We start from the raw sequence: 21,088 nt of genomic DNA, 5'->3' as shown, positions 1-21,088 counted from the left end.
GTAGCAAGGAGCCGGCAGCGATGGCCCGCCGCAGCACGAAGACCCCGCCGCCCGACGACTCGTACGAGGAGAAGATCCTCGACATCGACGTCGTGGACGAGATGCGTGGCTCCTACCTTGAGTACGCGTACTCGGTCATCTACTCGCGCGCCCTGCCGGACGCCCGTGACGGCCTCAAGCCGGTGCACCGCCGCATCGTCTACCAGATGAACGAGATGGGCCTGCGCCGCGACCGCGGCTACGTGAAGTGCGCCCGGGTCGTCGGCGAGGTCATGGGCAAGCTGCACCCTCACGGCGACGCGTCGATCTACGACGCCCTGGTGCGCATGGCCCAGCCGTTCTCGATGCGCCTCCCGCTGGTCGACGGCCACGGAAACTTCGGCTCGCTGGGCAACGACGACCCGCCGGCCGCCATGCGGTACACCGAGTGCCGGATGGCCGAGGCGACGAGCCTGATGACGGAGTCGATCGACGAGGACACGGTCGACTTCACGCCCAATTACGACGGCCAGGAGCAGGAGCCGGTGGCACTGCCCGCCGCCTTCCCGAACCTGCTGGTCAACGGCTCCTCGGGCATCGCGGTCGGCATGGCGACGAACATGCCGCCGCACAACCTGCGCGAGGTCATCGCGGCTGCCCGCCACCTGATCAGGCACCCGAACGCGGACCTGGACGCGCTGATGCGGCACGTCCCGGGCCCCGACCTGCCCACCGGCGGCCGGATCGTCGGCCTGGACGGCATCCGGGACGCGTATGCGACGGGCCGCGGCACCTTCAAGATGCGCGCGACGGTCTCGATCGAGACCGTGACCGCCCGCCGCAAGGGCCTGGTCGTCACCGAGCTGCCGTTCACGGTCGGTCCGGAGAAGGTGATCGCGAAGATCAAGGACCTGGTCAACGCGAAGAAGGTCCAGGGCATCGCCGACGTCAAGGACCTCACCGACCGCGAGCACGGCCTGCGTCTGGTCATCGAGATCAAGAACGGCTTCGTGCCGGAGGCGATCCTGGAGCAGCTGTACAAGCTCACTCCGATGGAGGAGTCCTTCGGCATCAACAACGTGGCCCTGGTGGACGGGCAGCCGCTCACCCTGGGCCTGAAGGAGCTGCTGGAGGTCTATCTCGACCACCGCTTCAACGTCGTGCGGCGCCGCAGCGAGTTCCGCCGCGGCAAGCGCCGTGACCGTCTGCACCTGGTCGAGGGTCTGCTGACCGCGCTGGTCGACATCGACGAGGTCATCCGGCTGATCCGGTCCAGCGAGAACTCCGCGCAGGCCAAGGAGCGCCTGATGGAGCGGTTCTCGCTGAGCGAGGTCCAGACGCAGTACATCCTCGACACGCCGCTGCGCCGGCTCACCAAGTACGACCGCATCGAGCTGGAGGCGGAGAAGGAGAAGCTCACCGCGGAGATCGCGGAGCTGACCCGGATCCTGGATTCGGACGCGGAGCTGCGCAAGCTGGTCTCGGCCGAACTGGCCGCCGTCGCCAAGCAGTTCGGCACCGACCGGCGCACGGTGCTGCTGGAGTCGGCCGGCGCCCCGGTGGCCACCGTCCCGCTCCAGGTCGCCGACGACCCGTGCCGGGTGCTGCTGTCCTCCACGGGTCTGCTGGCCCGTACGGCGGACAGCGAACCGTTCACGGTGGACGCCGACGCCAGGCGCGCCAAGCACGACGTGATCGTCTCGGCGGTCCCGGCGACCGCCCGCGGTGAGATCGGCGCGGTGACCTCGGCGGGCCGCCTGCTGCGGATCAACGTGGTCGACCTGCCGCAGCTGCCCGCGACGGCGACGGCGCCTAACCTCGCCGGAGGGGCGCCGCTGGCGGAGTTCGTCTCCCTGGAGGACGACGAGACGGTGGTCTGCCTGATCACGCTGGACGAGTCGTCCCCGGGTCTGGCGCTCGGCACCGAGCAGGGTGTCGTGAAGCGTGTGGTGCCCGACTACCCGTCCAACAAGGACGAGTTGGAGGTCATCACGCTCAAGGAGGGCGACCGGATCGTCGGTGCGGTGGAGCTGCGGACCGGCGAGGAGGACCTGGTGTTCATCACGGACGACGCGCAGCTGCTGCGCTTCCAGGCCTCCATCGTCCGCCCGCAGGGCCGCCCGGCCGGCGGTATGGCGGGCATCAAGCTCACCGAGGGCGCGAAGGTCATCTCGTTCACGGCGGTCGACCCGGCCGCCGACGCGGTGGTCTTCACGGTGGCGGGCTCGCGCGGCACGCTGGACGACTCCGTGCAGACGACGGCCAAGCTGACCCCGTTCGACCAGTACCCGCGCAAGGGCCGGGCCACCGGCGGCGTGCGCTGCCAGCGGTTCCTGAAGGGCGAGGACTGCCTGTCGCTGGCCTGGGCGGGTCCCGTCCCGGCCCGGGCGGCGCAGAAGAACGGCACCCCGGTGGAGCTGCCGGAGCCGGACCCGCGCCGGGACGGCTCGGGCACATCGCTGGCGAAGACGGTGTCAGTGGTCGCGGGACCGGTGTTCTAGCCCACGTACGCCACTGCGTCGGGCTCCTCCTCGGAGCCCTGTACGTACCGCAGGACGCCCCACATGCCGTGCTCGTCGGCGTGTGGGGCGTCGTTCCTGCACCCCTCCAGCTCCTTGCCGAGGGCGTCCGCCGCGATGCCGGAGCCGATCAGCACGAGCTGGGTGCGGCGGGCGTCGGCGGGCGGCCACGGTTCGGGGTGGAAGCGCAGGAACGGGCCGACGGCATGGACGGCGTACCGGTTGACGGCGTCGTACGGCCCGAAGTCCACGTACCCCTTGATCCGGTACAGCCCCTGCGGACGGCTGTCCAGGAACCGCATCAGCCGACGGGGCTCCATCGGCACGTCGGAGGTGAAGGACAGACTGTCGTAGCCGGTGTGCAGGTGGCCGTGATGGTCGTCGTCGCCGCCGTGCTCGTGCAGGTCGTCGAAGGACAGCTGCCCGATGCGCTCCTCGCTGGGGCGGCAGTCGAAGAGGAACTCCGGGTCGATGCGGCCGTAGGTGGCGGGGACGACGGCTGCCCGCTCGGTCAGCGAGCGGACCAACCGCAGGACGCGGTCGGCGTCCGGCGCCCGGTCGAGCTTGTTGACCACGACGAGGTCGGCGAGGGCGAGGTGCCGGTCGATCTCGGGGTGCTGGGCTCGGGTGCCGTCGAACTCGGCGGCGTCGACGACCTCGACGAGGCCGCCGTAGACGATGCCGGGATGCTCGCTGGCGAGCACCATCCGCACGAGTTCCTGCGGCTCGGCAAGGCCGCTGGCCTCGATGACGATGACGTCGATGCCGGCGGCGGGCGCGGCGAGCCGCTCCAGATAGACGTCGAGTTCGCTCGCGTCGACCGCGCAGCACAGGCAGCCGTTGCCGAGCGAGACGGTCGAGTCGCCGAGGGCGCCGGCGACGGCCATGGCGTCGATCTCGATGGCGCCGAAGTCGTTGACGATCGCCCCGATGCGGCTGCCTCCGCTGCGGTGCAGCAGGTGGTTGAGGAGCGTGGTCTTCCCCGAGCCGAGGAATCCGGCGAGTACGACGACGGGGATCTGCTGCGGGGTGCGGCTGTTGCCCAACGGGCGCCCTCTCTCACGTGGACCGACTGCCGGACCAGGATAAAGAGCGGGGCCTCGTGGGGAGGGGCGCCGCCGGGGCCCGCGTGCGCATCGGGCCGGGCGCCGGCGGCTCGCGGGGGTCTCTCAGGGCTGTGCCGGCACCGCGGCCGGCGGCTCCGGGCCCACGTACTTCGCGACCGGCCGGATGATCTTCGAGTCGTCCGCCTGTTCCAGGATGTTGGCGCTCCAGCCGACCACCCGGGCCGCCGCGAAGGTGGGGGTGAACATCTCCCGGGGCAGGCCGCACAGTTCCATGACCACGCCCGCGTAGAACTCGACGTTCGTGTGCAGTTCGCGGCCCGGCTTCAGCTCGGCGAGGATCGCCTCGACCTGCCGCTCGACCTCGACGGCGAAGGCGACGCGTGCGCCTCCGAAGCCCTGGGCGATCTCGCGCAGCATCCGCGAACGGGGGTCCTCCGTGCGGTAGATGGCGTGCCCGAAGCCCATGATCCGGTCGCCGGCGAGCACCCGCTCCCGGATCCAGGAGTCGATGCGGTCGGGCGTTCCGATCGCGTCCAGGGTGTCGAGGGCGCGGCTGGGGGCCCCGCCGTGCAGCGGCCCGGACAGTGCGCCCACGGCCCCGACCAGGCAGGCCGCCACGTCGGCACCCGTGGACGCGATGACCCGCGCGGTGAAGGTTGATGCATTGAATCCGTGATCAATGGTTGAGATCAGGTATTGCTCGACGGCACGGGCTCGCCGAACGTCCGGTTCCTCACCCGTGAGCATGTACAGGTAGTTGGCCGCGTACGACAGGTCCTCGCGTGGCTCCACCGCGTCGAGGCCCTGCCCCAGCCGGTGGAGCGCGGTCAGCAGGGTCGGTACGGCCGCGCAGACGGCGACGGTGTCCGCGCGGCGCCGGTCGGCGTCGATGTCGTACACCGGCCGGAACCCCTGCGCCGCGCCCAGCAGCGACAGCGCCGTGCGCAGCCCGGCCAGCGGTCCGGAGATGCGGCTCGCCGCCGCTATGGCGGGCAGGGCAGCGCGGACCTCCTCGGGCAGCCGGCGCAGTCTCGCGGTCTCGGCGGTGAAGGCGGCGCGGCGCTCCGCGTCCGGGAGCGTGCCGTGGACGAGGAGGTGCCAGACGTCTTCGAAGCCGCGGGTCCGCGCGAGTTCGACGGCCGAGTACTGGCGGTAGTGGTAGAAGCCCTCGAGCCCCCGTACGTCCCCGATCTCGGTGTCGGTGACGACGACTCCGGCGAGGCCGCGCGGTACGTCGACACGGGGTGCGGTCCTGCTGATGGACATCATGTTCCTCCCTGGACTTGATCCGACTGTCCATGCTTGATGACTTTCGTGTCAATGTTGATCCAATCAATGCATGGCTATCAAGGTGTGCAGGGGCGGCTACGGTGACCTCCATGCGCGATCACGAACCCGCTCCCGACCGTCCCGGGCAAAGGCTGACCACCAAGGAGACCGCCGAACTGCTCGGCGTGAAGCCGGAGACGGTGTACGCCTACGTGAGCCGCGGCCTGCTCAGCAGCAGGCGCGAGCCGGGCGGCCGCGCCAGCACCTTCGAAGCACGCGAAGTCGAGGCCCTGGCCCGGCGCAACCGGCGGGAAGCGGCGGGGAGTCCGGGCTCCGGCGGGGATCTGTCCGTCCGGACCCGGCTCACCTTCATCGACAAGGACCGGTACTACTTCCGTGGCGTCGACGCCACGGAGCTGGCCGCCCGCCACTCCTACGAGGAGGTCGCGGAGTGGCTGTGGACGGGCCGGATGACGCGGGGCGTGACCTTCACCGCGCCCGAGGAGACCGTCGAGGTCGCCCGCCACGCCGTGCGCGCCCTGCCCGAGCACACCTCCCCCACCGACCGGCTGCGGGTGGCGGCGATCGCCGCGGCGGCCGAGGACCCGCTGCGTTTCGACCTGTCCGAGCAGGCCGTGCTGAGCACGGCGCGCACCCTCATCCCCACGCTCGTCGCCGCGCTGCCGCCGGTCCTGCACGCCCCCAAGGACGACGGCCCGCTGGCCCACCGACTGTGGGGCCGGCTGACCGGACGCCCCGCCGACGAGGCGGCACTGCGCGTCCTGGACACCGCCCTCGCCCTGCTCGTCGACCACGACCTGGCCGCCTCCACGCTCGCCGTCCGGGTCGCCGCCTCGGCCCGCGCGCACGCCTACGCGGCCGTCTCGGCCGGACTCGGCGTCCTGGAGGGCCCGTTGCACGGCGCCGCCAGCGGCCTGGCCCACCGGATGCTGCTCGACGTCCTCGACCAGGGCACCGCCGTCCCGGTGATCGCGGACGAGCTGCGCGCGGGACGCCGTATCCCCGGACTCGGTCACCGGCTCTACCCCGGCGAAGACCCGCGCGCGCGGGTCCTGTTCGGCCTCCTGGAACAGCTCCCGCGAGCAGAACCCGCTCTGCTGGCGGCCCGTGACATCGTCGCCACGACCGCCCGTCACACCCCGCTGCACGCCAACGTCGACCTGGCCCTCGCGGTGTTCACCGCCTCCTGCGGCATGCCCGCCACGGCCGGCGAGACCATCTTCGCCGTGGCCCGGACGGCGGGCTGGATCGCCCACGCCCTGGAGGAGTACGGCGAGCGTCCGCTGCGCATGCGCCCCAGCGGTCACTACGTCGGTCCGCGCCCTCCGCAGCCCCTCCCGGAGTAGCGCACGGGCACGGCCGGAAGTCGCCCCGGGGAAAGTCAGGTTAGGCTCACCTCTGTGAGTAGGTGCGCGACCGTCTCCCGGAGCCTCGACGAGCCCGTTTCCGGCACGGCTGCCACGGCGACGACGTGGCTGCTGCTGGAACAGCCCGGCCCGTGGGGCGTCAAGGCGCTCACTTCGAGCCATCTCGACCCCACATTGGGCCGCGCCCTGGAGGCCGCCGCCGAGGGAACCGGCGTCCGCGTCGCGCTCATCCGGCGCCCCGGCCGCCACGCCGACCCGGGCACGCCCGCGCTCCGGCAGGTGTACGTGGCCCACACCGTCCCCGGGAACGTCTGGCTGCACAGCGCCACCACCCGCGATCCGCACCGGCTGCTCGGCCTCGACTTCGCCGCTCTGGGCGCGGGCGACCACCGTTCCTTCGGCGCGGCGCTGGACGGCAGGCCGCACACGGGCGACCCGCTCGCGCTCGTGTGCACCAACGGCAAGCGCGACCGCTGCTGCGCACTCCTGGGCCGCCCCCTCGCCGCCGAGCTGGCCTCGTCCGGTGTTCGGGGCGTCTGGGAGGTCACCCATCTGGGTGGTCATCGCTTCGCGCCCACGGTCCTCGTCCTGCCGTACGGCTACGCCTACGGCCGCGCGGAGGCACACACCATCAAGGAGGCCCTGCACGGGGTCCAGGAGGGCCACGTGGTGGTCGAGGGGTGCCGCGGGTGCTCCGCCTGGGACCGGCCCGGCCAGGCGGCCGAGCTGGCCGTGCGCTCGGCGGCGGGCGAGTACGCGGCGGGCGCGCTGAGTGTCGTACGGACCGAGGGCAGGGCGCCGCGCTGGGAGGTCGTGGTCGCCCACACCGACGGCCGCCACTGGCTCGTCACCGTGGCCCAGGGCGCGTCCCTGCCGCCGCGCCCGGAGAGCTGCGGCGCGGCGGTGCTCGGGACGCCGGCGCGGATGGACGTGGTGGCCGTGCGCGAGTTGCGGACGACGGCGCTGGCGAGCTGATCCGGCCCACTCCCGCGGCCGCGTCTTCAAGATCCCCCGCACCCACTTCTTCAAGAAACGGTCAAGAGATCCACGCCACACCCGCTACGGCGACCGACGTCCCCCCACGTACCGTCGTGGGTATGAGCCCCACTCCCCCCGCACGCCGCCTGCGCCTCGGTCTGCCGCGGCGGGTCTTCTCGCAGGTGCTGCTGATGCAGGTGGCGATCGCCGCGGGGGTCGCGGTGCTCGCGACCGGGCTCTTCCTGGCTCCGCTGAGCAAGCAGCTGGACCAGGAGGCGATGCGCCGCGCGCTGGCCATCGCCCAGACCACGGCACAGGACCCGCAGATCGCCGAGGGCGTCGAGCACACCCCGCCGACCCGCAGCGGACCGGTGCAGCAGGAGGCCGAGCGGATCCGGAAGGCCACGCACGCCGAGTACATCGTGGTGCTGGACCGGCGATGGATCCGCTGGTCTCACCCCACCCCGAGCGAGATCGGCCACCGGGTGTCCACCAGCCCCCGCGACGCGCTGCGCGGCAAGGAGGTCATGGAGATCGACAAGGGCACCCTGGGCCGCTCGGCCCGCGGCAAGGTGCCCCTGTACGACGCCGACCACCGGATCATCGGGGCGGTCTCGGTCGGCATCGCGTACGACAGCGTGCGCGCCCGGCTGATCGGCGCGATCCCGGGGCTGTTCGCCTACGCCGGCGGCGCTCTCGCGGTGGGCGCGCTGGCCGCCTGGCTGATCTCCCGGCGGGTGCAGCGGCAGACCCGGGACCTGGCCTTCTCCGACATCTCTGCGCTGCTCGCCGAGCGCGAGGCGATGCTGCACGGCATCCGGGAGGGCGTGGTCGCCCTCGACCGCGGCGGCCGCATCCGGCTGCTCAACGACGAGGCACGGCGGCTGCTGGGCATCGGCGACGAGGCCGTCGGCAAGTCCCTGGACGAGGCGTTGGGCGAGGGTCGTACGGCGGACGTCCTGGCCGGGCGGGTGACCGGCACCGACCTGCTGACCGTACGCGGCCAGCGCGTCCTGGTCGCCAACCGCATGCCCACGGACGACGGCGGCGCCGTGGCCACCCTGCGCGACCGCACCGAACTGGAGCAACTGGGCCGCGAACTCGACTCCACGCGCGGCCTGATCGACGCCCTGCGCGCCCAGGACCACGAGCACGCCAACCGCATGCACACCCTGCTCGGGCTGCTGGAGCTGGAGATGTACGACGACGCCGTGGAGTTCGTCGGCGAGGTCGTCGGGGACCACCGGGTCACCGCCGAGCAGGTCACCGAGAAGATCCAGGACCCGCTGCTCGCCGCCCTGCTGGTCGGCAAGGCGACCGTGGCGGCCGAGCGAGGGGTCGCCCTGTGGGTGTCGGAGCGCACCCGGCTCCCGGACCGGCTGATCGACCCCCGGGGTCTGGTCACGGTCGTGGGCAACCTCGTGGACAACGCGCTCGACGCGGTCGCGGGCACTCCACACGCGCGCGTGGAGGTCGAGTTGCGCGCCGAGGGCCGTACGGTCGTCCTCCGCGTGCACGACACCGGGCCCGGGATCCCGGAGGACCAACGTGAGCTGATCTTCACGGAGGGGTGGTCCACCAAGAAGCCGCCCGCGCACGGCAAGCGGGGCCTCGGGCTCTCGCTGGTGCGCCGGCTCGCCGAACGGCAGGGCGGGAGCGCGAGGGTGGGCGCCGCGGACGGCGGAGGCGCGGAGTTCACGGTCGTCCTGCCCGAGGCACTGACCGAGCCGGAACTGGAGCCGGCCCTCACGGGATCCGGGGAACCGCCCCCCGGAGATGTCCCCACCGCTGCCGAGGAGGAGGCGCGATGATCGAGGTCCTGGTCGTGGACGACGACGTACGGGTCGCTCGGGTCAACGCCGCCTACGTCGAGAAGGTGCCCGGCTTCCATGTGGCCGGCGAGGCGCACAACGCGGCCGAGGCGCTGCGCCAGTTGGAGACGCTCCCGCGGCTCGACCTGGTCCTCATGGACCACTACCTGCCCGACGACACCGGGCTCGCGGTCGTCCAGGAGATGCGCCGGCGCGGCCACCAGACCGACGTGATCATGGTGACGGCCGCGCGGGACGTGTCGACCGTCCAGGCGGCCATGCGGCACGGCGCCCTGCAGTACCTGGTGAAGCCGTTCGCCTTCGCCGGGCTGCGGGCCAAGCTGGAGGGGTACGCCCAGCTGCGCCGCACGCTGGACGGCGGCGGCGAGGCCGAACAGGCCGAGGTGGACCGCATCTTCGGCGCCCTGTCGGCGCCGTCGGAGCCGGCGCTGCCCAAGGGGCACTCCCCCACCACGGCCGAGCTGGTGCGCCAGGCCCTGATGAGCGCGGAGGGGCCGCTGTCCGCCCAGGAGATCGCCGAGCGGACCGGGGTGAGCCGCCAGACCGCCCAGCGCTACCTCAAGCTCCTGGAGCGCACCGGACGAGCCCGGCTGACCCTCAAATACGGCGACGCGGGCCGCCCGGAACACCGTTACGTGTGGGCGACCCGCGCCTGAGCGGGCGTCAGCGAGCGGGCGTCACTTGGCGGCCTTCTCGACGAATTCGGTCGTGAACGTCTTGCTCAAGTCCACCTTGGTGTTCTTGATGCTGGGGTTGAACGCCTTGAGGACCTTCTCGACGGTCTCAGGGCCGTCGGCGGGCATCACGCCGTCCTTGGTGAACATCGGCAGCGAGCTCTTGATGGCCTCGGCGTAGAGCGCCTTGTCGCCCTGGGAGTAGTCGGCGGGCATCTTGGCCGCGATCTCGTCCGCGCCGTGGGTGGACATCCACTTGAGCGTCTTGACGAATGCATTGGCCAACTTCTGGACGGTGTCCTTGTGGCTGTTGACCCAGTCCGTCTGCATGTACAGGCTCGACGACGGGTACGGGCCGCCGAACGCCTTCTGGGAACCCTCCGGCGTCCGCATGTCGAGGAGGATCTTGCCGAGCTTCTTGTCGAGGACGTTGGCGACGGTCGGGTCCGTCGTCATGCCGGCGTCGATGGAGCCCTGCTGGAGAGCGGCGATGAAGGTCGGTCCAGCGCCGACGGCGACCGGGCTGAACTCGTTGATCTTCACACCGTTCTTGACCGCGAGGTACTTGGTGAGGAAGTCGGTCGAGGAACCGAGGCTGGTGATGCCGAGCTTCTTCCCCTTGAAGTCCTTGGGCGAACTGATGTCGCCCGCCGCCTTGTTGGAGACGATCTCCACCTCGCCGGGCGCCTGAGAGAACTGCACGACGGACTCGACGGCCTTGCCCTTCGTCTGCAGATCGAGGGTGTGGTCGTAGAAGCCGACCGCCCCCTGCACCTGGCCGGAGACGAGCGCGGTCTCGGCCTGGACGCCGGCGGGCTCGCTCAGCAGCTCCACGTCGAGGCCCTCGGCGTCGAAGTAGCCGAGCCGCTGGGTGAGCATCGCGGGCAGGTAGATGACCTTGTCGAGGCCGCCGACCATGATCTTGACCTTCGTGCCCTTGCCGTCGCCCTTGCTGCCGGAGCCGGCCGAGGCGGTGCTCGCCGCGTCATTGGCACAGGCGGTGAGGGAGGAGAGGGCGAGCAGACCGGCGGCGGCCAGGGTGGTGTATCTGGCGGACTTGCGCATGGCGGTTCACGTCCTTGTGAGAGGGCGGTGCGGGGAAAGGGGGGTGGCTCGGAGAAGCGTGCGAAAGGGGGGTGGTTCGGGGGCGTTCAGCTGTCGGAGCCCGCCGGCTTCCACCGGAAGATGCGGCGCTCGGCGAAGGTGAGCAGCCCTTCGGCGACGAGGGCGACGGCGGCGAGGATGACCATCGCGGCGTAGACGCCGGCCGCGTTGAAGGTGCCCTGCGACTGTGCGACGAGCAGGCCGATGCCCTTGGTCGCGCCGATGTACTCGCCGACGATGGCGCCGATGAGGGCGAAGCCGAAGCTGACGTGGAGGCTGGTGAAGATCCACGAGGTGGCCGACGGGATGACGACCTGGAGCGTGACCCTGCGGTCGCTCGCGCCGAGGATCCGGGCGTTGGAGACCAGGTTGCGGTCGACTTCGCGGGCGCCCTGGAAGGCGTTGAAGAACACCGGGAAGAACACCAGCACGACGGCCGACGCGACCTTGGAGGCGGGGCCGAGTCCGAACCAGATCACGAAGATCGGGGCAAGGACGATCCTGGGGATCGAGTTGAGCACCTTGATGTATGGACCAAGGACGTCGGCGAGGAAGGTGATCCGCCCGAGGGCGATACCGAACACGACACCGGCGACCACACCGAGCACCCAGCCGAGCAGCGCCTCTTGGACCGTGGCCCAGATCTGCTCGCCGAGCGAACCCTGGGCGGTCCCGTGCATCACCCAGGTCGAGATCTGGTCCCAGATCTTCGAGGGCATCGAGAAGTTGAACGGGTCGATGGTCTTGGCCCGGGAGAGCGCCTCCCAGAGGCCGAGGACGGCGATCAGGAGCAGTACGCGGGCGCCCATGACGACGACCTTGCGTCTGCGGGCGGCACGCGCGCGCGACTGCGTGCGGTCCGTCTTGTTGCCGGGCTCGGTCATGGTCAGCGCGACCTGAGCCTCGGGCATGACGTCAGGCGACATTCGCGGCACCCCTCTCGCGGGTGATGCGGACCTCTTCGCCGAGGGACTCCCAGATCTCGCGGTAGATCTCGATGAACCGCGGCTCCAGGCGCACCGACTCGACCTTGCGCGGCCGCGGCAGGTCGATGTCGAATACCTGCTTCACGGTCGCTGGCCCGGCGGTCATCACGACGACCTTGTCCGCCAGCGCGATGGACTCCTCCAGGTCATGGGTGACGAAGACGACGGAGGCTCCGGTGCCCTCCCACAGCTCCAGCAGCTCGTCCGACATCAGCGCGCGGGTCTGCACGTCGAGCGCCGAGAACGGCTCGTCCATGAGCAGGATCTCGGGGTCGTTGACGAAGGTGGCGGCGAGGGCGACGCGCTTGCGCTGGCCGCCGGAGAGCTGGTGCGGGTAGCGGTCCTCGAAGGCCGCGAGTCCGACACGGGCCAGCCACTCGCGGGCCTTCTGCCTGGCCTCCGCCTTGGGCACGCCCCGGAAGCGGGGGCCGGCCATGACGTTGGACAGGACCGTCCGCCAGGGGAAGGTGGCGTCCTGCTGGAAGACGAAGCCGACCTTGTCGCCGACGCCGTCGACCGGCTGCCCGGCCACCAGCACCTCGCCCTCGGTGGGCTCCTCCAGGCCGCTGACGAGGGTCAGCGTGGTGGACTTCCCGCAGCCGGTGGGTCCGACGACGGCCACGAACTCGCCACGCCGCACGGTGAGGTCCAGGTCGCGCACGGCCGTGTGCAGACCCCCCGACGGGGTCCTGAAGGTTTTGCTCGCGCCCCGTAGCTCGATGGCGGGGCTGGTGTCTGTGCTCATGGGCCGGGACGGTAGGTGTGGCCCCGGCCACAGCTGCAGTCTTGTGAGCACAAGCCGTTCTTTTGCTCGCAAGAGCCTGTTGTGCTCATTTTGCTCGCGCTACAACTGCGGAGCACGAAACACGGGCTTAACGCTCGCCGGCCTTGAAGGAGAGGCCTGATGATTGACGTCCTGGTGGTGGACGACGACTTCCGCGTCGCTGAGATAAACGCCAAATACGTGGGGAAGGTTCCCGGCTTCCGGGTGACCGCCCGCGCGCACAGCGCCGCCCAGGCCCTGGCCGCCGTCGAACGCGGCGCCATCGACCTCGTCCTGCTCGACCACTACCTGCCGGACCGGACCGGCCTCGAACTCGTCCACCGCATGCGGGAGCAGGGCCACGGCACCGACGTCATCATGATCACGGCGGCCAGCGATGTGACGACCGTGCAGCAGGCGATGCGCCTGGGCGCCCTGCACTACCTGGTCAAGCCCTTCACCTTCGCCGCCCTGCGCACCCGGCTGGACTCCTACGCGGCCCTGCGCCGCACCGTCGACCGGGTGGGCGGCCGGGGTCTGACGGGCCAGGAACAGGTCGACCGGATCTTCGGCGCCCTGCGCACCTCCCCCGCGCCGTCCGCGCCGGGCCTGCCCAGCGGCCACTCTGAGCCCACGACGGACCTCATCTGCGGCGTCCTGCACCGTGCGGACCAGCCCCTGTCGGCCCACGAGGTCGCCGCCCGAACCGGCCTGAGCCGCTCCACGGCCCAGCGCTACCTCCGCCACCTGGAACAGGCGGGCCGCCTCCGCCTCTCCCTGAAGTACGGCGACACCGGCCGCCCGGAACACCGCTACGCGTGGGTGGCGCCATAGGGCGGCCGGGCAGCCATCTGCCGGGCAACGGCCGTGCGGACGCCGTCGGCTAGACGGCTCCCGCCCCGGTCAGCGAGCGCACCTCGGTCTCCGCGTACTTGGCCTCGTCCGCGGACTCGTCCGAGGTGACCGTGCCCAGCCAGCCGGCGAGGAAGCCGAGCGGGATGGAGACGATGCCCGGGTTCTGCAGGGGGAAGTACTGGAAGTCGACGTCCGGGAAGAGCGAGTCCGGGCTGCCGGACACCACCGGGGACAGGAGCACCAAGCCGAGCGCGGGAATCAGCCCGCCGTATACGGCCCACACCGCACCACGCGTGGTGAAGGCACGCCAGAACAGCGAGTACAGCAGCGCCGGCAGATTCGCCGACGCGGCCACGGCGAAGGCGAGGCCCACCAGAAAGGCGACGTTGAGGTCCCGGGCCAGCAGGCCCAGGGCGATCGCCACGACACCGATGCCGACCGCCGCGATCCGCGCCACCGCCACCTCACTGCGCGCCTTGACGTGCCGCCGCCGCAGCGACGCGTACAGATCGTGCGCCACGGCCGCCGAGGAGGCGAGCGTGATCCCGGCGACCACCGCGAGGATCGTCGCGAAGGCGACGGCCGCGACGACCGCGAACAGAACCGTTCCACCGGTGGAACCGGCGCCGCCGCCCAGATCGAGCGCCAGCAGGGGAACCGCCGTGTTCCCGGCCGCGTTCGAGCGGCTCACGACGTCCGGCCCCACCACGGCGGCGGCCCCCAGGCCGAGGACGATCGTCATCAGGTAGAAGCCGCCGATCAGCCCGATGGACCACACCGCCGAGCGACGGGCCGCCCGCGCGGTCGGCACCGTGTAGAACCGGGACAGGATGTGCGGCAGCCCTGCCGTGCCCAGCACCAGCGCGAGCCCCAGGCTGATGAAGTCGAGACGGGCCGTCCAGCTCCCGCCGTACTTCAGCCCCGGTGCCAGGAACGCGCTCCCGTGGCCGCTGCGCTCCGCGGCCGTGACCAGCAGCCGGTCGAAGTCGCCGTGGAACCGCACCAGCACCAGCACGGTCAGCGCGACCGTCCCGCTGAGCAGCAGAACCGCCTTCACGATCTGGATCCAGGTGGTGGCCCGCATGCCCCCCAGGGACACATAGATCACCATCAGCGCGCCCACGCCGATGACCGTCCAGGCCTGGGCCGCCCCGCTCGTCCGCCCCAGCAGCAGCGCCACCAGGCTGCCCGCGCCCACCATTTGCGCCACCAAATACAGAACGGACACCGTGACCGAGGAAGTTCCCGCGGCGATCCGCACCGGCCGCTCGCTCATCCGCGCGGCCACCACATCGGCCAGGGTGAACCGCCCGCAGTTGCGCACCAGTTCCGCCACCAGGAACAGCACGACCAGCCAGGCGACAAGGAAGCCCACCACATACAGCAGCCCGTCGTAGCCGAACAGCGCGATCAGCCCGGTGACCCCCAGGAAGGAGGCGGCCGACATGTAGTCGCCCGCGATGGCAAAACCATTCTCCATCGGGGAGAAGAGCCGCCCGCCGGCGTAGAACTCCTCCGCCGAACCCTGCCGCCTGCGACTCACCCATGTGGTGATCCCCAGGGTCACGGCCACAAAGCCGCTGAACAGCAACAGCGCCAGCATCTGGTGATCGCCGGTCACGAGGCGCCTCCCTGGACTCCGCGTGTCAGTTCCTGGGTGTCCCAGCGCAGCTCCAGCGCCGCCCGGTCCCGGCGCAGCCGCGCATGCCGGGCGTAGGCCCAGGTGAACAGAAACGTGGTCAGGAACTGCCCGAGTCCCGCCAGCATCGCCACGTTCACCGCTCCCATCACGGGACGGGCCATGAGTCCGGGAGCGGTCGTCGCCGCAACCACGTACCCCACGTACCACGCGAGGAAGGCGGCGACCCCCGGCACCACGAACCGCCGGTACCTGCTGCGCACCTCCTGGAAGGCCTCGCTGCGCTGCACCTCGACGTATACGTTGCGAGCGCGAAGATCCGACGCGTCCTGCTCCCCGCGCGCGGACGGTACCGCCCGTGCCGGCACACCGGCCCCGTCCAGCTCGCCCCAGCCGGTGGCCAGCGCGTCGTACCAAGGGTCCTCGTACCTCGCGTCGCGGGACACCGCGCCGGGGTCTTCCTGGCTCTGGGCCGGGTCCCCGGAACCGTCCCCGGCCCCTCGGGCACGACCGTTGCTTGACTGCATGCCCAAGGATGGACAGATCGGGAAGATCCCTGACTCTTCTTCCCTCGGCTCTCACCCCATCAGGTGATTCAATCCGCGCGGGGCCGCACCAGGCCCTTCCCGTACGCGTACCGCACCGCCTGCGCCCGGTCCTTGAGGCCCGTCTTGGCGAAGAGGTTGTTGATGTGTGTCTTCACGGTCGCGGTGGAGACATGCAGCTTCCGGGCGATCTCCTGGTTGCTCAGCCCTTCGCCGATCAGCACCAGGACCTCGGTCTCCCGCGCGGTGAGCCCGTCGGGCACCTCGGCCTCGGCCGGCTTGGGCTCGGGCTCCGACAGCCGTTCCAGCAGCCGGCGCTGGACGCTCGGCGACAGTCCCGCGTCCCCCGACAGGACGCTCTCCACGGCGCGCACGATCTCGTCGCCACCCGCGTCCTTGGTGAGATAGCCCCGGGCTCCCGCGTGCAGCGCGGGGAACAGCGACTCGTCGTCCGCGTACGTGGTGAGCACCACGACCTGGGTCCGCGGGTAGCGGGCCCGGATCCGCCGCGTGGCCTCCACGCCGTCGCAGCGGGGCATCCGCAGGTCCATCAGGACCACGTCGGGGGCGAGTTCCCCGACCAGCCGCACGGCCTCCTCGCCGTCCCCCGCGGAACCCACGACCTCCACACCGGGCAGCAGCCCGAGCAGCATCACGATGCCCTCCCGGACCACGGTCTGGTCGTCCGCGACGACCACCCGCGCAGGCTTCTTCTCCCCCTCCGCCTCCGTCATACCGGCACCTTCAACGTCACCAGGAACCCCTCCTCGTCCGGCCCCGCATCGAGCGAGCCGCCCAGCAGTTCGGCGCGCTCACGCATTCCCAGCAGACCGTACCCGCCGCCGGACCCGGTCAGTTCGCCCGGCGGGCCGCCCGAGTCCCGTACGTCCAGGGTCACTTCGCGCGGGCCGTAGTCGAGCCGCAGGTGCACCTTGGCGCCGTGGGCGTGCTTGCGGACGTTCGTCAGCGCCTCCTGCGCCACCCGGCGCACGGCCTGGGACGCCTCGGCCGACAGGGGTCTGCGCTCACCCGTGACGGTGACCTCGGCTCCGTCGGCGCCGCTGACGAGTTCGGTCAGGAAGTCCTCCAGCGGGGTCAGCTCGCCGCGCAGCGCGGACAGCGCCTGCCGGGTCTCGGCGAGGCCGTCGCGGGCCATGCCCCGGGCGGCCACCACGCGCTCCAGGATCTGCTCCCGGTCGGCGCCCCGCTCGATCAGCAGCCGGGCCGCCTCGAGGTGGACCAGCTGAGCCGAGAGGCTGTGGGCCAGCACGTCGTGGATCTCCCGGGCGATCCTCGCCCGCTCGCCCAGCGCCGCCGACTCCGCCTCGGCGGCCCTCGCGGCCCGCTCCTGGGCGAGCAGCCGCTGCGCGCCGCCCCGGGCCTCCGCGTCCAGTCGCAGGACGTATCCGGCGAGGGCCATGCCCGCCACCGTGGCGGCCGTGGTCAGCCACACGTCGTTGTTGGACGCGGAGTACGAGGCCAGTGCCACCGACGTCACCGGCAGGGCGGCCCCGATGGGCAGCCTCTCCAGAGCGGCGACCCCGCAGCCGCACCAGATCACCAGGGCCGGTCCTTTGAACCCGGTGGCCTGAGCCGCGAGCGCGATCCCCAGGAGCACGCCGATGAGTCCCAGGGACGGCAGCAGCCGGTGTTCGTAGGTCGTGCGGAAGAAGGCCCAGGAGACGACGCCGGCCAGCACGACTCCCGACGCGGCCGCGAGCGCGCCCCAGACGCCGACGTGCTTCTGGCTGAAGGCGCTCCACAGGAGCAGGGCGATCACGAGCAGCCTGACGGCCCAGGCGATCATGCGTCGGGGCCGGCTGGTCCCTTCCCGGCCCAGCGCCTCGCGCGACGGCCAGCGCGTCCAGGCGTTGTCCCTCACACCCGCTCCTTCCACGCCGACCGCATGCCGTCACCGTACGCCGGGGCCGGGCGGCTCGCGGAGCCGAAGGACTGGGCCCGCCAGACCAGTACCCCGGCGCGGACGAGCAGGGTGCCGGCGAGGCCGAGCATCAGCGCCGAGCTGTCCTGGTGCACGCCGAACGCCGCGCCGAGGGCGAGGACACCGACCCGGAGGGCTATGCCGACGAGCCATACGACGACGCTGGCCCTGGTGCTCTTGGTCCACACCACGCCGTCCGGCGCCGTCCAGATCCGGGTGGTCCAGGCCCAGCCGGCGCCCGTGGCCAGACCGATGAGCACTTCCACGGCGAGCAGCACGGCGGATCCGGCGCGGTGGTGGGCGTCGAGTATGCCGGGCTCGCGCAGCGCCAGGACCGCGAGGATCACGGGCAGCAGCCACCAGCGCCGGTCGGTGTCGATCGCGCGGGCCCGGAACTGCCGCACGACCACCACGGCGACGACGGCCACGATCATCAACACGTTGACGAGCCCGGACATCACGGCCTCCGTAAGCGAGAAGGTGGTGTCGGGAGCGAGTGCTGCCGACGCCTTCGAAGTTACGGAAATTCGCAGGTCAGGAGATCGGAGCAGGGGTGGATCGCGGGTGGAATCCGGCGACCGGGCAGCCTCCACCCACGGGTGGAGAGACCTGCGGTGGGGCGGTGGTCACGAGGTCGGGGCGGCCGGCCGAGCGCGATGTGTCACTGCACGGAGCGGCCACGCGCACCGGCCGACCGGCCCGCTCATGGTGAGCGGCCCGGTCGGCCGAAGCCCGGCTCAGCGGTTACGCGTCGATCCGCGACCGGTCCAGTGTCGCCGCCGAGCTGGAGATGAACTCCTTGCGCGGCGCGACGTCGTTGCCCATGAGCAGGTCGAAGACCTGTTCGGCGGCCTCCAGGTCGGAGAGGTTGATCCGGCGCAGGGTGCGGTGGCGCGGGTCCATCGTGGTCTCGGCCAGCTGGTCGGCGTCCATCTCGCCCAGACCCTTGTAGCGCTGGATGGAGTCCTTGTACCGGATGCCCTTGCTCTGGAACTCCATGAGCTTGTCGCGCAGCTCACGGTCCGAGTACGTGTAGACGTACTTGTCCAGGCCCTTCTTCGGCTGGATCAGCTCGACGCGGTGCAGCGGCGGCACCGCGGCGAAGACCCGGCCCGCCTCGACCATCGGCCGCATGTAGCGCTGGAACAGCGTCAGCAGCAGGCACCGGATGTGGGAGCCGTCCACATCGGCGTCGGTCATCATGATGATCTTGCCGTAGCGGGCCGCGTCGATGTCGAACGTACGGCCCGACCCGGCTCCTATGACCTGGATGATCGCGCCGCACTCGGCGTTCTTGAGCATGTCGGTCACCGAAGACCGCTGCACGTTGAGGATCTTGCCCCGGATCGGCAGCAGCGCCTGGAACTCGGAGTTCCGGGCCAGCTTCGCCGTGCCGAGCGCGGAGTCGCCCTCGACGATGAACAGCTCGCTGCGGTCGACGTCGTCGCTGCGGCAGTCGGCGAGCTTGGCCGGCAGGGACGAGGACTCCAGAGCGGTCTTCCGCCGCTGGGCGTCCTTGTGCTGGCGGGCGGCGACACGCGTACGGGCGGCGGCGACCGCCTTCTCCAGGACGACCCGGGCCTGGGCGGCCGCGTCACGCTTGGTGGCGGTCAGGAACGCCTTCAGCTCCCTGGCGACCACGTTGTTCACGATGCGGCGGGCCGCCGAGGTGCCGAGGACCTCCTTGGTCTGTCCCTCGAACTGCGGCTCGGCCAGGCGCACGGTGACGACGGCGGTGAGGCCCTCGAGGGCGTCGTCCTTGACGATGTTGTCCTCGGCCACACGCAGCATCTTCTTGGCGCGCAGCACGTCGTTCAGCGTCTGGGTGATGGCCTGCTCGAAGCCGGTCACGTGGGTGCCGCCCTTGGGGGTGGCGATGATGTTGACGAAGGACCTCAGGATGGTGTCGTAGCCCGTGCCCCAGCGCAGCGCGACATCCACGCCCAGCTCACGCGTGACCTCGGTAGGGGTCATCTGGCCGTGCTCGTCCAGGACCGGGACGGTCTCCTTGAACGTGCCCTGCCCCGAGAAGCGGAGGACGTCGCACACCGGCTTGTCGCTGGCCAGGTACTCGCAGAACTCGCTGATGCCGCCGTCGAAGCGGAAGGACTCCTCGCCCTTGCTGCCGCCCTCGCCGAGGCCGAACTCGTCGCGGACGACGATCGTGAGGCCGGGCACCAGGAAGGCGGTCTGCCGGGCGCGCTGATGCAGCGTCTCCAGGGAGAGCTTGGCGTCCTTCAGGAAGATCTGCCGGTCGGCCCAGTACCGCACACGCGTACCGGTACGGGTCCTGGGGATCTTCTTGCCCTTGGCCAGACCGCTCTTGGCCTCGAACTTCGCGTCCGGGCCGTCTCCCCGGAAGGCCCCCGGCACACCTCGCCGGAAGCTGATGGCGTGGGTGTGGCCGCTGCGGTCCACCTCGACGTCGAGACGGGCGGACAGCGCGTTGACCACGGAGGCGCCGACTCCGTGCAGACCACCGGAGGCGGCATAGGAGCCGCCGCCGAACTTGCCGCCGGCGTGGAGCTTGGTCATGACGACCTCGACGCCGGACAGGCCCGTCTTGGGCTCCACGTCCACGGGGATGCCGCGGCCGTTGTCCCGCACCTCCACGGAGCCGTCGTCGTGCAGGATCACCTCGATGTGGTCGCAGTAGCCACCGAGGGCCTCGTCCACGGAGTTGTCGATGATCTCCCACAGGCAGTGCATCAGGCCGCGGCTGTCGGTCGAGCCGATGTACATTCCCGGGCGCTTGCGCACGGCCTCGAGGCCCTCGAGGACGAGCAGGTGCCGCGCGGTGTAGTTGGAACCGTCCCGGTCTGCTCCTGCCAGCAGCGCTGTGGACGGCACGGACGTATCGGCGGTCACGCGGTTCGCTCCTCGCTGAATTTCAGGTGACCCCCTTTTGGGTAAGGGGGCGGCTTCGGTTGCCGCTCAGAGGGTACCGAGGCCTGGTAGAGCCGTTGTAACGCCACCCTCGTCGGGAAGTCAGCCTAGTCCAGGCTCGCATACACGTTCGATCCCTCGATGGAGTGAAGTACATATCACGTTCCCTTGGAGGCATGAACCATTTAGGCTCCGGGCACGTCCTCATGAACAACCGGCAACCCCGCCGGGAGGACGTGAACCTAAGACAGCGCGAAACCGTAAGCACGCAAGACACGCACTACGGCACATTCGCCGCCAACCGGCAGCAGACAGCAGCCCCGGAAAGATTTTTTCGAGGAAAAGCCACGAGCGGGAACGTTTTCGGGCTGGTTGGATGTTGACCCTGGTACGACAGCTCGTCGAGCTAGAGAAGAGGCGACGTGACTACTGTTCTGACCCCCGCGAGCCCGCTGACGGCCGCCGATCGCTGCGACCGCTGCGGCGCCCAGGCCTACCTGCGCGTGGTCCTGCTCAGCGGCGGAGAACTGCTCTTCTGCGCCCACCACGGTCGCAAGTTCGAGCCGGAACTCAAGAAGATCGCCGCTGAGATACAGGACGAGACCGAGCGGCTGACGACCGTTCCTGGCTCCGCTTCCGACGAAGAGCGCTGACATCTCGCA

The 21,088-nt window shown here is 70.9% G+C and carries 18 protein-coding genes; 7 read left to right on the top strand and 11 right to left on the bottom strand.

Annotated elements, in window-relative coordinates:
* Positions 1–20 precede the first annotated feature (20 nt).
* Positions 21–2,480 (top strand): DNA topoisomerase (ATP-hydrolyzing) subunit A, encoded by a 2,460-nt coding sequence (locus tag ACFYZZ_RS00610; RefSeq protein ID WP_389169674.1) that lies wholly within the window; start codon positions 21–23, stop codon positions 2,478–2,480.
* Here the strand turns inward: ACFYZZ_RS00610 and ACFYZZ_RS00605 are convergent.
* A complete protein-coding gene (locus ACFYZZ_RS00605) occupies positions 2,477–3,544 on the bottom strand; it encodes a CobW family GTP-binding protein (protein WP_389169671.1) in 1,068 nt (355 codons plus the stop codon). The genes ACFYZZ_RS00610 and ACFYZZ_RS00605 overlap by 4 nt on opposite strands.
* Before the next feature lie 123 nt (positions 3,545–3,667).
* Positions 3,668–4,831: a citrate synthase/methylcitrate synthase gene (locus ACFYZZ_RS00600; RefSeq protein WP_389169668.1), complete on the bottom strand. Its 1,164-nt coding sequence runs from the start codon at positions 4,829–4,831 to the stop codon at positions 3,668–3,670.
* A gap of 113 nt (positions 4,832–4,944) precedes the next feature.
* Here ACFYZZ_RS00600 and ACFYZZ_RS00595 point away from each other — a divergent pair, with 113 nt between their 5' ends.
* From ACFYZZ_RS00595 to ACFYZZ_RS00580, 4 genes are all read left to right on the top strand, one after another.
* Positions 4,945–6,201: a citrate synthase gene (locus ACFYZZ_RS00595; protein WP_389169665.1), complete on the top strand. Its 1,257-nt coding sequence runs from the start codon at positions 4,945–4,947 to the stop codon at positions 6,199–6,201.
* Between the two features lie 54 nt (positions 6,202–6,255).
* Positions 6,256–7,197 (top strand): sucrase ferredoxin, encoded by a 942-nt coding sequence (locus tag ACFYZZ_RS00590; RefSeq protein ID WP_389169663.1) that lies wholly within the window; start codon positions 6,256–6,258, stop codon positions 7,195–7,197.
* 122 nt (positions 7,198–7,319) lie between these two features.
* Complete coding sequence (locus ACFYZZ_RS00585; protein WP_389169660.1) at positions 7,320–9,011, top strand: ATP-binding protein; 1,692 nt, start codon at positions 7,320–7,322, stop codon at positions 9,009–9,011.
* Positions 9,008–9,688 (top strand): response regulator, encoded by a 681-nt coding sequence (locus tag ACFYZZ_RS00580; protein WP_389169657.1) that lies wholly within the window; start codon positions 9,008–9,010, stop codon positions 9,686–9,688. Before ACFYZZ_RS00585 ends, ACFYZZ_RS00580 begins: the two co-directional genes overlap by 4 nt.
* 21 nt (positions 9,689–9,709) lie before the next feature.
* Here the strand turns inward: ACFYZZ_RS00580 and ACFYZZ_RS00575 are convergent, their stop codons facing one another.
* From ACFYZZ_RS00575 to ACFYZZ_RS00565, 3 genes are all read right to left on the bottom strand, one after another.
* A complete protein-coding gene (locus tag ACFYZZ_RS00575) occupies positions 9,710–10,771 on the bottom strand; it encodes an ABC transporter substrate-binding protein (protein WP_389169654.1) in 1,062 nt (353 codons plus the stop codon).
* A gap of 86 nt (positions 10,772–10,857) precedes the next feature.
* The gene (locus ACFYZZ_RS00570; protein ID WP_389169651.1) at positions 10,858–11,736 is read right to left on the bottom strand and encodes an ABC transporter permease; all 879 of its coding nucleotides are present in this window, start codon (positions 11,734–11,736) and stop codon (positions 10,858–10,860) included.
* Positions 11,726–12,541: an ABC transporter ATP-binding protein gene (locus ACFYZZ_RS00565; protein WP_386575892.1), complete on the bottom strand. Its 816-nt coding sequence runs from the start codon at positions 12,539–12,541 to the stop codon at positions 11,726–11,728. Before ACFYZZ_RS00565 ends, ACFYZZ_RS00570 begins: the two co-directional genes overlap by 11 nt.
* A 159-nt stretch (positions 12,542–12,700) precedes the next feature.
* Here ACFYZZ_RS00565 and ACFYZZ_RS00560 point away from each other — a divergent pair, with 159 nt between their 5' ends.
* Positions 12,701–13,393 (top strand): response regulator, encoded by a 693-nt coding sequence (locus ACFYZZ_RS00560; protein WP_116128939.1) that lies wholly within the window; start codon positions 12,701–12,703, stop codon positions 13,391–13,393.
* Between the two features lie 49 nt (positions 13,394–13,442).
* Here ACFYZZ_RS00560 and ACFYZZ_RS00555 read toward each other — a convergent pair whose 3' ends face one another.
* The 6 genes from ACFYZZ_RS00555 to ACFYZZ_RS00530 form a co-directional block, all read right to left on the bottom strand.
* Positions 13,443–15,035 (bottom strand): cation acetate symporter, encoded by a 1,593-nt coding sequence (locus tag ACFYZZ_RS00555; RefSeq protein ID WP_389169647.1) that lies wholly within the window; start codon positions 15,033–15,035, stop codon positions 13,443–13,445.
* A complete protein-coding gene (locus tag ACFYZZ_RS00550; protein WP_389169645.1) occupies positions 15,032–15,580 on the bottom strand; it encodes a DUF485 domain-containing protein in 549 nt (182 codons plus the stop codon). The genes ACFYZZ_RS00555 and ACFYZZ_RS00550 overlap by 4 nt, the downstream gene beginning before the upstream one ends.
* Positions 15,581–15,648: 68 nt before the next feature.
* Entirely contained in the window at positions 15,649–16,332 is a 684-nt protein-coding gene (locus ACFYZZ_RS00545) for a response regulator (protein WP_389169642.1), read from the bottom strand.
* The gene (locus tag ACFYZZ_RS00540) at positions 16,329–17,480 is read right to left on the bottom strand and encodes a histidine kinase (protein ID WP_389169639.1); all 1,152 of its coding nucleotides are present in this window, start codon (positions 17,478–17,480) and stop codon (positions 16,329–16,331) included. Before ACFYZZ_RS00540 ends, ACFYZZ_RS00545 begins: the two co-directional genes overlap by 4 nt.
* Entirely contained in the window at positions 17,477–17,998 is a 522-nt protein-coding gene (locus tag ACFYZZ_RS00535) for a DUF1453 domain-containing protein (RefSeq protein WP_389169637.1), read from the bottom strand. The genes ACFYZZ_RS00540 and ACFYZZ_RS00535 overlap by 4 nt, the downstream gene beginning before the upstream one ends.
* A 286-nt stretch (positions 17,999–18,284) precedes the next feature.
* Entirely contained in the window at positions 18,285–20,408 is a 2,124-nt protein-coding gene (locus ACFYZZ_RS00530; RefSeq protein WP_389169634.1) for a type IIA DNA topoisomerase subunit B, read from the bottom strand.
* A 440-nt stretch (positions 20,409–20,848) separates the two neighbouring features.
* Here ACFYZZ_RS00530 and ACFYZZ_RS00525 point away from each other — a divergent pair, with 440 nt between their 5' ends.
* Positions 20,849–21,079, top strand: a complete 231-nt coding sequence (locus ACFYZZ_RS00525; RefSeq protein ID WP_389169631.1) for a hypothetical protein — start codon at positions 20,849–20,851, stop codon at positions 21,077–21,079.
* Positions 21,080–21,088 lie beyond the last annotated feature (9 nt).

The organism is Streptomyces sp. NPDC001816, assembly GCF_042892235.1.
In the GTDB taxonomy this organism is placed as follows: domain Bacteria; phylum Actinomycetota; class Actinomycetes; order Streptomycetales; family Streptomycetaceae; genus Streptomyces.
The sequence above is the reverse complement of the archived record's forward strand: the minus strand, read 5'-3'. Positions and strand labels throughout refer to the sequence as shown.

What these genes read in the sequence shown, in the direction of transcription:
- ACFYZZ_RS00610 (WP_389169674.1), top strand. Translation starts at nt 21, where the DNA reads ATGGCCCGCCGCAGCACGAAGACCCCGCCGCCCGACGACTCGTACGAG.
- ACFYZZ_RS00600 (WP_389169668.1), bottom strand. Translation starts at nt 4,831, where the DNA reads ATGTCCATCAGCAGGACCGCACCCCGTGTCGACGTACCGCGCGGCCTC.
- ACFYZZ_RS00595 (WP_389169665.1), top strand. Translation starts at nt 4,945, where the DNA reads ATGCGCGATCACGAACCCGCTCCCGACCGTCCCGGGCAAAGGCTGACC.
- ACFYZZ_RS00585 (WP_389169660.1), top strand. Translation starts at nt 7,320, where the DNA reads ATGAGCCCCACTCCCCCCGCACGCCGCCTGCGCCTCGGTCTGCCGCGG.
- ACFYZZ_RS00580 (WP_389169657.1), top strand. Translation starts at nt 9,008, where the DNA reads ATGATCGAGGTCCTGGTCGTGGACGACGACGTACGGGTCGCTCGGGTC.
- ACFYZZ_RS00575 (WP_389169654.1), bottom strand. Translation starts at nt 10,771, where the DNA reads ATGCGCAAGTCCGCCAGATACACCACCCTGGCCGCCGCCGGTCTGCTC.
- ACFYZZ_RS00570 (WP_389169651.1), bottom strand. Translation starts at nt 11,736, where the DNA reads ATGTCGCCTGACGTCATGCCCGAGGCTCAGGTCGCGCTGACCATGACC.
- ACFYZZ_RS00565 (WP_386575892.1), bottom strand. Translation starts at nt 12,541, where the DNA reads ATGAGCACAGACACCAGCCCCGCCATCGAGCTACGGGGCGCGAGCAAA.
- ACFYZZ_RS00560 (WP_116128939.1), top strand. Translation starts at nt 12,701, where the DNA reads ATGATTGACGTCCTGGTGGTGGACGACGACTTCCGCGTCGCTGAGATA.
- ACFYZZ_RS00550 (WP_389169645.1), bottom strand. Translation starts at nt 15,580, where the DNA reads ATGCAGTCAAGCAACGGTCGTGCCCGAGGGGCCGGGGACGGTTCCGGG.
- ACFYZZ_RS00545 (WP_389169642.1), bottom strand. Translation starts at nt 16,332, where the DNA reads ATGACGGAGGCGGAGGGGGAGAAGAAGCCTGCGCGGGTGGTCGTCGCG.
- ACFYZZ_RS00535 (WP_389169637.1), bottom strand. Translation starts at nt 17,998, where the DNA reads ATGTCCGGGCTCGTCAACGTGTTGATGATCGTGGCCGTCGTCGCCGTG.